At 39.8% G+C, this 12363-nt stretch carries 14 protein-coding genes; 2 read left to right on the forward strand and 12 right to left on the reverse strand.

What is annotated here, in order from left to right:
- Positions 1 to 12: 12 nt before the first annotated feature.
- Positions 13 to 2499, forward strand: coding sequence for a CSLREA domain-containing protein (locus F903_RS07050; RefSeq protein ID WP_005195762.1), 2487 nt, complete (start codon positions 13 to 15; stop codon positions 2497 to 2499).
- 80 nt (positions 2500 to 2579) lie between these two features.
- On the opposite strand, the gene F903_RS07055 is transcribed toward F903_RS07050, so the two are convergent.
- From F903_RS07055 to F903_RS07075, 5 genes are all read right to left on the reverse strand, one after another.
- Complete coding sequence (locus F903_RS07055; RefSeq protein ID WP_005195765.1) at positions 2580 to 2969, reverse strand: DUF3106 domain-containing protein; 390 nt, start codon at positions 2967 to 2969, stop codon at positions 2580 to 2582.
- Complete coding sequence (locus tag F903_RS07060) at positions 2959 to 3285, reverse strand: hypothetical protein (protein ID WP_004668927.1); 327 nt, start codon at positions 3283 to 3285, stop codon at positions 2959 to 2961. Before F903_RS07060 ends, F903_RS07055 begins: the two co-directional genes overlap by 11 nt.
- On the reverse strand, positions 3278 to 3889 hold the full coding sequence (locus F903_RS07065) for an RNA polymerase sigma factor (RefSeq protein ID WP_004668926.1): 612 nt from the start codon (positions 3887 to 3889) through the stop codon (positions 3278 to 3280). Before F903_RS07065 ends, F903_RS07060 begins: the two co-directional genes overlap by 8 nt.
- 157 nt (positions 3890 to 4046) lie before the next feature.
- Entirely contained in the window at positions 4047 to 4823 is a 777-nt protein-coding gene (locus F903_RS07070; RefSeq protein WP_005195767.1) for a TrmH family RNA methyltransferase, read from the reverse strand.
- Positions 4824 to 4883: 60 nt separating this feature from the next.
- Complete coding sequence (locus tag F903_RS07075) at positions 4884 to 5855, reverse strand: class 1 fructose-bisphosphatase (RefSeq protein ID WP_005195769.1); 972 nt, start codon at positions 5853 to 5855, stop codon at positions 4884 to 4886.
- 175 nt (positions 5856 to 6030) lie between these two features.
- Between F903_RS07075 and F903_RS07080 the strand changes: the two genes are divergently transcribed.
- A complete protein-coding gene (locus F903_RS07080; RefSeq protein WP_005195770.1) occupies positions 6031 to 6222 on the forward strand; it encodes an NF038105 family protein in 192 nt (63 codons plus the stop codon).
- 41 nt (positions 6223 to 6263) lie between these two features.
- Here F903_RS07080 and pal read toward each other — a convergent pair whose 3' ends face one another.
- The 7 genes from pal to F903_RS07115 all read right to left on the reverse strand — a co-directional run bounded on the left by pal (position 6264) and on the right by F903_RS07115 (position 12281).
- A complete protein-coding gene (gene pal / locus F903_RS07085; protein WP_005195772.1) occupies positions 6264 to 6827 on the reverse strand; it encodes a peptidoglycan-associated lipoprotein Pal in 564 nt (187 codons plus the stop codon).
- A 40-nt stretch (positions 6828 to 6867) separates the two neighbouring features.
- Positions 6868 to 8151, reverse strand: a complete 1284-nt coding sequence (gene tolB, locus F903_RS07090) for a Tol-Pal system beta propeller repeat protein TolB (protein WP_005195774.1) — start codon at positions 8149 to 8151, stop codon at positions 6868 to 6870.
- Positions 8152 to 8250: 99 nt separating this feature from the next.
- On the reverse strand, positions 8251 to 9651 hold the full coding sequence (tolA, locus tag F903_RS07095; RefSeq protein WP_005195777.1) for a cell envelope integrity protein TolA: 1401 nt from the start codon (positions 9649 to 9651) through the stop codon (positions 8251 to 8253).
- 3 nt (positions 9652 to 9654) lie between these two features.
- The gene (tolR, locus tag F903_RS07100) at positions 9655 to 10107 is read right to left on the reverse strand and encodes a protein TolR (protein WP_005195778.1); all 453 of its coding nucleotides are present in this window, start codon (positions 10105 to 10107) and stop codon (positions 9655 to 9657) included.
- A complete protein-coding gene (tolQ, locus tag F903_RS07105; RefSeq protein ID WP_005195780.1) occupies positions 10107 to 10805 on the reverse strand; it encodes a protein TolQ in 699 nt (232 codons plus the stop codon). Before tolQ ends, tolR begins: the two co-directional genes overlap by 1 nt.
- Before the next feature lie 18 nt (positions 10806 to 10823).
- Positions 10824 to 11237 carry a tol-pal system-associated acyl-CoA thioesterase gene (gene ybgC, locus F903_RS07110; RefSeq protein WP_004668915.1) on the reverse strand — a complete coding sequence of 138 codons (414 nt, stop codon included), beginning with the start codon at positions 11235 to 11237 and terminating at the stop codon, positions 10824 to 10826.
- A 156-nt stretch (positions 11238 to 11393) separates the two neighbouring features.
- Complete coding sequence (locus tag F903_RS07115) at positions 11394 to 12281, reverse strand: hypothetical protein (RefSeq protein WP_005195782.1); 888 nt, start codon at positions 12279 to 12281, stop codon at positions 11394 to 11396.
- Positions 12282 to 12363: the final 82 nt, after the last annotated feature.

The raw sequence follows: 12363 nt of genomic DNA on the forward strand, positions 1-12363 counted from the left end.
AAGGATGATGAGATGAAAAATTATAAAAAAGCATTTTTAGCGACTGCGGTATTGGCATCAATGCCGCTAATTGCTGCAACAGGTGGCGGACCAATTAAAGTCACCACTTTTGCAGATGAATACAATGAAAATCCAAATACATGTTCACTCCGTGAAGCGTTGGAGACAGCCAGACTAAGAACCTCTTTTGGGGGCTGTGTGGTCACAGATACCTCATCTATCGCGCAAAAAACCATTCAGCTAGAGGCTGGGGTTTATACTTTAAAAAGTGAACTTACACCGCAAATTAATGTTGCAATTTTTGGTGCAAGTCCCGTTGATTGGGAAGAAAAAAATATTTTACTCAACGATGTGATTAACCAGTATCCAGCAAAAATTCCATTGCAAACAACCATTCAGGCGGAAAACTCTAGGATATTTAATACCACTTCAGGTAAACAAAATTTAGTACTCAATAATATAATTTTAAAGGGTGGCCGCACAGCTGACCGTGGGGGAGCAATTTATGCAGCTGCAAATGTTGTATTAAACAGTACTCAAATCTTAGATTCGCACGCGGATGTCGCGGGTGGTGCGGTTTATCTCGCTGGGAATGCAGGCAATTTAACGATCACAAAAAGTCTTATTCAAGGCAATCAAGCACCAATTGGAAGTGTGCTTGCGATGCATGATGGGAATGACTTGGGCTATGTGAAGCGTGACATTACGATTCAATCAAGTAGTCTAGTTGAAAATGGCTCAACTACTTCTAAGAGTATGCTTGAGTTCACTGGGGCCCCAGTTGTTAATTTGGAATCTAATACCATCGCTCAAAATAAGGCGAACTTAACTTCAGGTAATTTGATTAAATTTACGGGCGATACTCAAGCGGGAACAGTTGTTGGTGGTCCTCCCAGTGTTTTAAGTAATTCGAGTCGATTGACTCTAGAAAACAATACGATTGTTGAAAATAGTGCATTTACGACGTTTTTATACGATAAGCTTGGGCTTAAGCGCATACTTTTCAATGTGATGGCTTATAATGGTGATGTTAACACTTATGCCTGCCGCTATTTGTTAGGAGAAGCGGAAAATCAAAAAAATACTAATCTCTTCGTCGGTTACAATGCTTTTGCTCGATCTGGAGCGAATAGTTGTGATTTACCGACAGAAGTGTTTAATGAAGATGAAACTAAAGAAACGAATATTGATGTTAGTGATACTTCTATAGGAGAGCTGTTAACTGTACAGATCCCTGCTTCCGCTGAGACAGCCTTTTTACCGCTCTATTATCCTAAAGACAATAATAGGGGGGGGGTGGTTACTGATGAAACTAAAAAAGCCAAGGAGTTGGTTAATACAGGAGTAACAGATTGTAGTCAAATAGATCAACGTGGTTTGGCTAGGAAGACCGAGCAAGCTTTATATTATGCCCCAAAGGCTAGAAATACTTGCGATATTGGATCTGTGGAGTTAATGCGACTAACTGTAACTGATATTGTTGATTTGAAAAATAGCTCAATAAGTACTTTAATGAGTGACTATCAAAAAAGTTTTGATCTTTTTGATGATTTGGTCAAAAAACCTAATAATACAGAATTCCTAACTTACTATAAGTTTCGTCGAGATCAGTATAAAAAAGTATTAGATGCTTTTGCGGACCCTAAAAAAAGAAATGATGCCTTAAAATACCGAGCAATATATATTGATTTGCGTAATCAAAAGTTAGTTCTACCTGAAGAGGTATCAGTAGGTGAAGGAGAACCGCATGTTTTACAATTTTTTAATCCTGATTTTTATACTATAAAGGTTGAGGCCTTAGGGGTAGGTATAATAGATAGTATTATCAATAATGTGGAAGTAGATGAAAATCTATTCTGCAAATGGAACGCCGATCTTGAGCAGATTATGATTTATCGTACTGATGATCAAATTCAAGAAGTCGAAAAAGCGTATTGTAAATATACGATAACATCTAAAGCGGACCCTAAGATTACATCAACAGGATTGCTGCAAGCGGACTTTGATAATATTGCACCGGTTGCGAACAATACATCTGTAACACTGAAATATAATCAAAATGAAACAGCAACGCTAAATTTGCTTAATTTTGCAAATGATGAAGGTGATACCGGTAAAAATGGCCTAGGCCCTGATAGTCAGCCGGATAAGCCTCATTTTTGGCGTAATGCTGAAGGGGTCGAATTGCCGATTCGTTTATCGAATGTATCGAGTAATTTAATCATTACTGCTGATCGTCAAGGTAACTGTCCAGCACCTGATGAAGAAGAAACGTGTTTTGGTGGGAATATATATATTAAGGCGGCGAATACTTTTAACACGTTTAACTTTACTTTTGGTTATCAAGTGTATGATGCGGATAAAAAATTATCAAATCTTGCTACTGTCAATGTTATAACTACAGGAAAAGCCACTCAGAGCGGTGGTGGAGGGAGTACAGGTATCTTCTCTTTATTTGGTCTGCTGGGATTACTCACTTATCGCCGATTAAGAAAATAGATTAAGACCAAAAAATAGCGCTTATCGATGGCGCTATTTTTTGGGATTGATTTTATATGCTGTTGATTGGAACTATTTCATTAATATTCAGCGTATTTGGCTAGATATTCTTCTCTGATGTTAACACGTTCTTCTAAGCTGGCGTTTTGCATACGTTTACGTAATGTACTACGCTCTTGTGTACTCATCTTTTGCCATACATCACGCATTTTTTGTTTTTCGTCATCAGGCAATTGTGTAAACCATTCCATCCGTTGTTGCAGTTGCGAACTTTGATCGGTTGGAATTTCTTTTAAGGTTTGATAGCGCTGAATAAGAACTCTTTGTTCTTCTGGGGATAAATCATCCCACGCTTCTTCAGTCGTTGCTTTGATTGGCTTTGAAAATGGCCAAAAACGTTCCGAACCAGCAAAACTGGTTTGTAATAAACTTAATGTACACACAACAAGTACTAATCGTTTAGCTGCCATGTCTGACCTTATCCTCACCCAAGACCATTAACATTTCCATGTCTTCTACCATTTGTGGTGAAAGTTTTGGATTGATAACAACTTGATTTTGTGGTTTATCTGCTAATTCTATAGAGTTCGGTAAAACCACAATTCCCGTAATGGCTGCGGCTAATGCAAAGCCACCCATTTTCCAAATACTATAGTAGGACGTTGATTTTTTTTGAACCTTATCCAAAACCTGATTCATCACTAACATTTTATTGTGATGTTGTGCTTTCTCAAGCTGATCAAGTTTGGAAGTCACTTGTTTGGTGAACTCATCTTTATTATTCATCTGATGATCCTCCCGTGTGTGGATTTAAATGCGCTAACGTAACTTTAAGCCCTTGAATCGCACGGTGGTAATGTGTTTTGACACTGCCTTCGCTGCAATCCATAATCTGGGCTGTGGTCATCGTATCGAAACCTTCCCAGGCTCTTAGCATAAATGCTTGTTGTTGACGAACAGGGAGTTGATTAATCGCGTTTTGAATCTCTTCCATCGTGACTGCTTGATTCAGAAATTCGAATGGGTTTGGTGTGGACTCATCTACGATATCAATGACTTCTTCATCGTCATCTAAATTCATTTTTTTAAATAAAGAAAATGGATTTGCGCGACGTGCTTCTTTGCGTCTCCAATCTTGTAATTTGTTATTTAAAATCGTGTAGAACAGCGGATACCATTCTTCAGTATTTTTTTCGGCATAGGACTTATGTAAAGAGATAAATGCTTCTTGTACTAAATCCATGGCAATGCCTTGTTGGCCTTGAGTTGCACTTTCCATCATAACCAACGCACGACCTGTCACGTCTTGCATAAAAAAACGAAGACGTTGTTCAACCGTACTACAATCAGTACTGTTGTCAGTTCGAGCCTGTTTCGGTGCTAAATCCATAGAGATGGAAAATCCTGTCATGGATACCCACCATTATTCTCAATTCATTAATCATATAACGTTGAAAATGGCAGGTGCGTTGACAACTGAAGCAATTATTTTTGTAGTGTAATTGATTTCATCATCAAAAAAATCGGCTTTAATGTAATTAAACGTTTTATTGGCGCTGACGAACCATTTCAAAAAAACAGATTGAACCTGCGATAGCAACATTCAAAGATTCTTGTCCACCGGGTTGAGGAATCGCTACAGCTACAGCATGTTCTAAAGCGTAGTCACTGGCACCTTGTCCTTCATTGCCTAAAATCCAAACACAGGCTTGGGTTAAATCTTGTGAGTATAAGCTTGTGGAGCGATGTGAACTGGTGACAAAAACAGGGATTTCAAATTGTGAAAGAATGTCATTCAGTTGAATATTTTCAAAACAACTTAAACTAAAGTGTGCACCCATGCCTGCACGTAAGACACGTGGTGACCAGAGTGATGCTGAGCCTTGAGTACAGATAATTTGTTGGATGTTGGCTGCTGCGGCTGAACGTAAAAGTGTTCCGACATTGCCTGGATCTTGGACATTTTCAAGAATGAGCGTGTCTTTACTAAAGTCAATATCTTGTGAATTTTGAGGTATATCAATAATCGCTAAACAAGGCAGCGTCGTTTCTAAAATACTCAAATCTTTGTATAACGACTCGCTGATAACAAAGACATGACCAGGATATTGTTCAATGATTTTCTCTAAATCGGGGTGTTCTAATGCTTTTTCAGTGGTAAATAAAGACGCGATTTTGTTTTGTTGTTGCAACCATGCAAGACAAAGATGGATGCCTTCTAGAACGGTTTGCTGATTTTTTTTTCGAGCACTATTGAGTTCGATCAGCCCACGCAAATGTTTGATTTTTGCATTGTCTTTTGATTCTAGAAAAATAAGTGACATAAAATAAACATCCAAAAGGGCAGTATAAATTGATTATAATGCCCTGATAATTAAAAGTAATTAATGATAACTTGTGACGCGTTCAACTTCATTTTTTGAACCAATAATCACGGGTACACGTTGGTGTAATTCCGTTGGTTGAATTTCCATAATACGAACACGCCCTGTTGTTGATGCACCGCCAGCTTGTTCAATCAACATGCTCATCGGGTTTGCCTCATACATTAAGCGTAAACGGCCCGCTTTTTTCGGGTCTTTTAAATCGTAAGGGTAGAGGAAGATACCGCCACGACATAAAATACGATGGATATCGCCCACCATACATGCAACCCAACGCATATTGAAGTCTTTTTCACGGACTGAGGTTTTCCCAGCGAGAAGTTCATCAATATAACGTTTTACAGGGTTTTCCCAATGACGTTGGTTGGATGCATTAATTGCAAATTCTTGAGTATCTGCTGGAACTTGAACTTGTTCAGTCGTTAACAAGAATGTTTGAGTTGTTGGATCAAATGTAAAGAATGCGACTCCAGCACCCACAGTAAGTGCTAACATCGTTGATGGGCCATAGAGTACATAACCTGCAGCAACTTGTTCGGTACCTGCTTGCATAAAGTCAACAGATTGAGTCACTGCATTTTTAGCAGGTAAGATAGAGAAAATCGTACCGACACACATATTAATGTCGATGTTGCTTGAACCATCTAAAGGATCAAATAAAACAAGATATTTCCCATTTTCTTGGGCAGGGGTGAAATCGTCTAATTCTTCAGATGCTAGACCGCCGACCTGAGGATGAACTTTTAAAGCATCAATTAAATAATCATTAGAGATCACGTCTAGTTTTTTTTGCGTTTCACCTTGAACATTTTCGTTGCCAGCACTACCTAGAATTCCAGCTAAAGCGCCTTTTTGAAGTGCTAGATCAATCGTCTGGCATGTCGCTGCAATTGTTTCGATGACTTGTGCCAACTCTGGAGTCAAATTCCCATTTTGTTGTTCTAGGTATTGGGTCAAGCTGAGGTTTGACATATTAAATAGCTCCGATTTAGCAGCGTCAAAATAGATGAAAATGAATGTGGCTATTCTAGATGAGAACGCTCAAAAATAAAAATTATCTTACTTTATTTATGTTGCTTTTATGATTACAAGCATGCCATTACATGCTATGTTGGACGGATAATAGACAGGATGTTTGGAGATTAAAATGTCAACCAAAAATTTTGAAGCGACACCGACCGATAGCGAAGCAATCAGCTTAGAGAAAATTTCTAAAGAAAGTGTCAAGGATGCTTGGAAAGCTTACGAAGCTAAACCTGAATATAAGGAATTTAATAAGCATGATTTGATTGAGTCAATGCAACCAGTGGAAACAGACGATACCCAATCACAAACATAAAAAATGCTCACATGATGTGAGCATTTTTTATTGCAATGTGTTTATTTCAATAATGGTGGAACTGCTTCATAGTTAATTTCTACACGGCGGTTTTCTTTCCATGCAGCTTCGTTATGACCTGCATTTACTGGTGCTTCTTTACCATAACTTACAGCCTCAAGTTGCTGTGGGCTTACACCATTGGTGACCAAAAAGCTTTCAACTGCTTTGGCACGACGTTCACCTAGTGCCATATTGTATTCACGTGTACCACGCTCATCCGTATGTCCAGTAAGTGCAACACGTGAGTTTGCATTGGCGATTAGAAATTGAGCATGCGCTTGTAGTGTTTGGTAATCTTCATTTGATAGATCACTACTATCAAAACCAAAATGTACAACACGTTTAGCTAAGAATGCTTTGTTGGCAGCGGTTACGCCTTTAGATGATGCACCCGCTAAGTTTTGAGCGTTTAATGCGGCATCTTCACTTAAACCTTCAGTACTGACAGTCGTACCAGTAGGTGTGTTTCCAGCAGTAATGTCAGTCGCTGGTTTACGACTTGCACAGCCAGTAAATACAAGCGTTGCTGCAATGAGGGGAAGGGTTAGATATTTCATATTCATGTGATTCTCCAATAGATCCGATTTCTTCAATAGATTAAAGTTATTTTGGTGCCCAAGCGGGTTCACGGACTTCACCTTGCTCGCTTGGTAAATTCATACGGAAACGACCATCAGTAGACATGATCGACAATAAACCTCGATTGCCCTCACGGGTCGCATAAACAACCATTTGACCATTCGGTGAGAAGCTTGGTGATTCATCTAAACTGGTTGGGGTTAAAATATTGGTGATGCCTGTATTAATATCTTGAAGGGCAACTTTATAATTGCTACCGCTAGGGCGATGTACTAAAGCAATCTTTTTACCATCGGCACTTAGTGTACCGCGCGCATTGAAAGCGCCTCTGAATGTCAAACGTCTAACAGAACTATCAGCAAAGGTGTATCGATAAATCTGTGGAGAACCACCACGATCAGAGGTGAAAATAAATGATTTACCATCTGGTGCATAGCGTGCTTCAGTATCAATCGCAGTATCGTTAGTCATACGTTGTACTTGGCGTGTATTCAGATTCATTTGATAGATTTCTGGATTGCCATGCATTGATGCCGTGAAGAGCATAGATCGACCATCTGGAGAGAAGCTTGGTGCTCCATTTAGTCCTCTAAAACTTGCTAAGACTTCACGTTGACCTGTCGCTAAATCCTGGAGATAAATCGCAGGACGTTTGGTTTCAAATGAAACATAGGCAATTTTTTTAGCGTCAGGTGACCACGTTGGGGAAAGGATTGGATCACGTGATGCCAACACTGTTTTCGGTTGCTCACCATCGGTATCTGCAACTTGCAATGTATAGCGTTGAGCAGGCGTTGCTTGATTACGCAATACATAGGCGATGCGTCCACTAAAATCTCCAGCAATACCTGTCAATGCTTGATAGATTGCATCACTGATCATGTGTCCAGCTTGGCGAACACGTCCCGCAGGTACTGTTAAAACTTCATTGAGTAAGTATTGTTGCTTTTGGACATCGTAGAGTTGATAGTGAATTTCAAATGTATTGGCATTAATGGCTTTGCTTTGACCAACAACGACGTATGGAACGCCAGCATTTTGCCAATCACCAGCCTGAATCTGATTCATACTTGCTGTTGCTGGCAGATTTTTTGAGGCGCTGGTAAAGCGACCAGAACGGTTTAAATCATTTTCAACAATCGGGTAGATCGCAGAGTCATTTGTAAATGGCACGATTGCGATTTTAGGTGCTTTTTCGGGTGCTTTTGCAATTTCTAGGTGAAGTTGAGCAAAAGCTGTTACCGGAATAGCGGCACTAATCGCAGTGAAAACTGCGATGGCGATGAGATGCTTACGAGTCTTTTCCATATTTAAAATTACTTGCTTTCGTGTTTTTGTGGCTGTTGATTATTTAACATAGTTACATGCTTTGTGCTATTAAAAGCATGTAACGTTAACTATTTATTACTATTTCGCTGTGAAACTCGAAGTAAAGCTTCTTGCTTCTCGACGTGCATCAGGATCTTCTGGCATTGGGTAGGGTGCAGCAGATCTTACAGCGGCTTCTACACTTGCTTTTACGTCAGGGTCACTTGCATTAACAATGACAGATAAAACGGCACCACTATCACTGAGTGTTACACGAGCTGTAGCTTTTTGTCCTGACGACCCTGTTGGTAAGTTCCAAGCACGCTCAATTTTATTGGTGAAATCTCGCTTAGCTGTTGAAGCAATACGTCTAGATTCAGCTTTTTTCTGTGCGGCTTCTTGTTCAGCCTGTTTTGCAGCAGCAGCTTTCGCGTCTGCATCAGCTTTTGCTTTAGCATCTGCGTCAGCTTTACGTTTCGCATCTGCATCAGCTTTCGCCTTAGCGTCTGCATCAGCTTTTGCTTTAGCATCAGCGTCGGCCTTGCGTTTCGCATCTGCATCAGCTTTCGCCTTAGCGTCTGCATCAGCTTTTGCTTTAGCATCTGCGTCGGCCTTGCGTTTCGCATCTGCATCAGCTTTTGCCTTAGCATCAGCGTCGGCTTTGCGTTTCGCATCTGCATCAGCTTTGCGTTTTGCATCTGCGTCGGCTTTGCGTTTCGCATCTGCATCAGCTTTGCGTTTTGCATCTGCGTCAGCTTTTGCCTTAGCGTCAGCATCAGCCTTACGTTTCGCGTCTGCATCAGCTTTACGTTTCGCATCAGCATCGGCTTTTGCCTTAGCGTCTGCATCGGCCTTACGTTTCGCATCAGCGTCAGCTTTTGCCTTAGCATCTGCATCAGCTCTGCGTTTCGCATCAGTCTCGGCTTTTGCCTTAGCATCTGCATCGGCCTTACGTTTGGCCTCAGCGTCGGCTCTGCGTTTTGCGTCTGCATCGGTCTTACGTTTGGCCTCAGCGTCGGCTCTACGTTTTGTATCTGCGTCGGCTTTTGCCTTAGCGTCTGCATCGGCTTTACGCTTAGCATCTGCGTCAGCTTTTGCTTTGGCATTTGCCTCAGCTCTGCGTTTTGCGTCTGCCTCAGCCTGACGTTTTTGCTCTGCTAATTTTTCTTGTTGCGCTTGTTCAGCTTTTTGCTTTTCAGCAGCAAGCTGTTGTTCAGTCGGTTGTGATGGTGTTGCAGGTAAATTTTGTGGCAATGTATCGTCGACAATAGGACCTTGAATTTCCTCAGCTTTGTTCTCGGCTGTTGTTTCAGAGTCTATTTGTTTTGGTAGGTCTTCGGGTTTTACCAAAGTAGTCGTCAACTTTTTAGGTTGCTCAAGTGGTTTGCTCATACCCAAATACAATAAGCCAACAATAGCCACGACATGAACACCGAGTGTAAAACCCAGTGCAATCGCATTTTGTTTTTGTTGATAAGGTGGCTTTTGAAATTTTTTCATAGCTTATTTTAACGGCTCTGTCAGTAAGCCCACTTGGGTCAAACCTGCATCTTGTAAACTTGCCATGAGTGCAATCACTTCTCCATAAGGGCGTGATTGGTCACCATTGACTAAGACGGTAAGTGTTTTATTGTCTTGTTCAGCTTTGGTCTGAGCTTCAGTTAAAATATTTTCTAATTCCTGCAATGATAAAATTTGATTTTTATCGTGATCTTGGAATTCTAGATAAATATTACCACTGCTCCCTAGTGTAACGATAGGCGGTCGCTCTTGGGTTTCAATAGGAGGTGTGTTTGCTTGAGGTAAGTCAACTTTAATGCCGCTCGTGATCATGGGTGCTGTGACCATAAAAATAACCAACAGCACGAGCATGACATCAATATAAGGAACGACATTCATATCACTTTTCAGTGGTTTTTTGATGCGCTCAAAACGTCCAGATCGTTGAATCGCCATTATGCATCTTCCTGAGTCGTTCCAACAGATTGGCGTTGTAACAGGGCAACCATTTCTTCTGTAAATAAAGCACGATCTGTATAAATTGCTTCACCTTTAGCAGTAAAGTGGTTAAATGCCAGTACAGCAGGGATCGCAGCAAATAAACCAATCGCTGTCGCAATGAGTGCTTCGGCAATACCTGGTGCAACAGTTGCTAAAGTTACTTGATCAACTGCAGCAAGACCAATAAATGCGTTCATGATGCCCCAAACAGTACCAAATAAACCAATATATGGGGCAACGGAACCGATACTTGCTAGCACGCCTAAACTTTGCTCTAAGTGACCTTGTTCACGACTTAAACCGACACGAAGAATACGTTCGGTTCCATCAATGGTTTGTGTGGTGTCGGCTTTGCGTTTTTTTAGTTTAAAAAACTCAGCTAAACCTTGATAAAAAATATCTTCCAAACCATGACGTTTTGAGTTGAGTTGGGCATTGTTATAAAGCGTATTTAACTCGGCACCTGACCAAAACATTTTTTGAAAATGTTCATCGGCTTGTCCTGTTTTTTTATAGCTCATATGTAGTTTTGCAATCACATACCAGCTATAAATAGAAGCAAATAACAAGATCAGCATGACCAGTTGTACAACAGGGCTTGCTTGTAAAATAAGGTCGGAAATATGCATTGAAGAGTCTAAATTAGTTGCCATAAGTTCAGTGCCAAAAGTTTATTTTTCGTCCTGTGCTAATTCTTTTTGAATCAGATCACGAATTTCGTCAGGAAGTCTACGTGGCATTAACTCTTTGTTGAGACATGCCAACACAACCTCACCTGAAGCCAGCAAGATTTCACCACGATAAATATTTTGTTGCAACACAAAAGATGCTGCTTTACACGAAATAACACGTGCTGTAACGGTAATCAAATCATCCATTAATATAGGACGTACATATTTGACCTGAATTTGATGTACCACGAAGTTGTAATCTTGTTGATGCCAGTAGTGATCTACGCCTGCTGCGCGTAACCATTCAGTACGGGCACGCTCCATAAAACGGATATGATTGGCATGGTAAACAATACCGCCTGCGTCAGTGTCTTCGATATATACACGGATATTGAATTCAAAATGATTTGCCATGTCCTTTAACCTATTTCAGTATGTTTCGGGCGATGGTGGAATGATAGGGTTTCGAGCTAGGGATGGAAATAGTAATAAATAACATATTGGTGACGAAGGGGAAAAATAAAGCCCTAACAAGTAGGGCTTCTTAAAGAACGATGAATCATTGTTACCTTAATTCAAATCATCCCATTCAATCGTTTTTGGATATCCTGTGACTGTATTGCCATCCGCATAAGCACGAACTAATGCTTTGTAATTGCTTGTATTTGAAATCTTAATTGAATTTTTCATGTTGTTCGTATCTTCAATAATAATTTCAGCAAAATTAGGGTGGAAATTTGTCTTATCCATATTGCTTTCAAATCTAAGATCACTTTTGAAATTTACTGAGAATGTTTTATTCTCTGGATTGCCTTCGATGGTTCCTAGTGCAGTGACAATAAGATTATTCACATTAAGTTGATAATTATTGATAATCAACTGTTGCGTTTTTTTCGTTTCGTCATCGCTTACACTAAGCGACATTTTTTTAATTTGATATTGAGAGGAGGTCGGTCTGTATTGACTAATGATGTTACCGTTGTAAGTAATAGTGGAATCACTTGCTGGAATAATTTTGAAGTTCTTTAACGTGGTTTCATAACGTACCGAATCTGGAGATAATATTTCTTTGCTGTTTATTGATCCCGAGATGGTCATAAGTCTTAAGTTGATTAGACTGCTATTGTTATCGAAATCTAGAAACTGACACTTATTGAATGTAATGCTCTTATCGCTATTTTTTGTATACGATCCTTCTGAACATTTAAAATTATTGCCAGCATGAATATTATAATAGAGACTTTCTGCAAACTCAGTGCCAATCACTATGATATTGTCTTGTTCCTGAGATAAATTGATGATTGGTTCATAAATTGATTCAATAGACTCTGGTTTGGTGTAGTCTATTTTTTCTTTGCTTTGAAATGAATCGCTGTTATTTGAGCCATCACTTCCACCCCCGCATGCTGTAAGTAATAATGTACTACCACAGAAGATCGTTAAAAGTTTATTTTTCATTTTTACCCTAAACAAATTAATAAAGTGATCAAAAGACTTCTTTCATTATTATTTATACCTCTTTATATTTCTCCCATCGAGA

The sequence above is a fragment of the Acinetobacter sp. NIPH 298 genome, assembly GCF_000369505.1.
GTDB lineage: Bacteria > Pseudomonadota > Gammaproteobacteria > Pseudomonadales > Moraxellaceae > Acinetobacter.

Excerpts from the sequence above, each read along its gene's own strand:
- F903_RS07065 (WP_004668926.1), bottom strand. The coding sequence starts at position 3,889 with ATGGATTTAGCACCGAAACAGGCTCGAACTGACAACAGTACTGATTGT.
- F903_RS07080 (WP_005195770.1), top strand. The coding sequence starts at position 6,031 with ATGTCAACCAAAAATTTTGAAGCGACACCGACCGATAGCGAAGCAATC.
- F903_RS07060 (WP_004668927.1), bottom strand. The coding sequence starts at position 3,285 with ATGAATAATAAAGATGAGTTCACCAAACAAGTGACTTCCAAACTTGAT.
- F903_RS07115 (WP_005195782.1), bottom strand. The coding sequence starts at position 12,281 with ATGAAAAATAAACTTTTAACGATCTTCTGTGGTAGTACATTATTACTT.
- tolQ (WP_005195780.1), bottom strand. The coding sequence starts at position 10,805 with ATGGCAACTAATTTAGACTCTTCAATGCATATTTCCGACCTTATTTTA.
- tolB (WP_005195774.1), bottom strand. The coding sequence starts at position 8,151 with ATGGAAAAGACTCGTAAGCATCTCATCGCCATCGCAGTTTTCACTGCG.
- F903_RS07050 (WP_005195762.1), top strand. The coding sequence starts at position 13 with ATGAAAAATTATAAAAAAGCATTTTTAGCGACTGCGGTATTGGCATCA.
- pal (WP_005195772.1), bottom strand. The coding sequence starts at position 6,827 with ATGAATATGAAATATCTAACCCTTCCCCTCATTGCAGCAACGCTTGTA.
- F903_RS07070 (WP_005195767.1), bottom strand. The coding sequence starts at position 4,823 with ATGTCACTTATTTTTCTAGAATCAAAAGACAATGCAAAAATCAAACAT.
- F903_RS07075 (WP_005195769.1), bottom strand. The coding sequence starts at position 5,855 with ATGTCAAACCTCAGCTTGACCCAATACCTAGAACAACAAAATGGGAAT.
- ybgC (WP_004668915.1), bottom strand. The coding sequence starts at position 11,237 with ATGGCAAATCATTTTGAATTCAATATCCGTGTATATATCGAAGACACT.
- tolR (WP_005195778.1), bottom strand. The coding sequence starts at position 10,107 with ATGGCGATTCAACGATCTGGACGTTTTGAGCGCATCAAAAAACCACTG.
- tolA (WP_005195777.1), bottom strand. The coding sequence starts at position 9,651 with ATGAAAAAATTTCAAAAGCCACCTTATCAACAAAAACAAAATGCGATT.
- F903_RS07055 (WP_005195765.1), bottom strand. The coding sequence starts at position 2,969 with ATGGCAGCTAAACGATTAGTACTTGTTGTGTGTACATTAAGTTTATTA.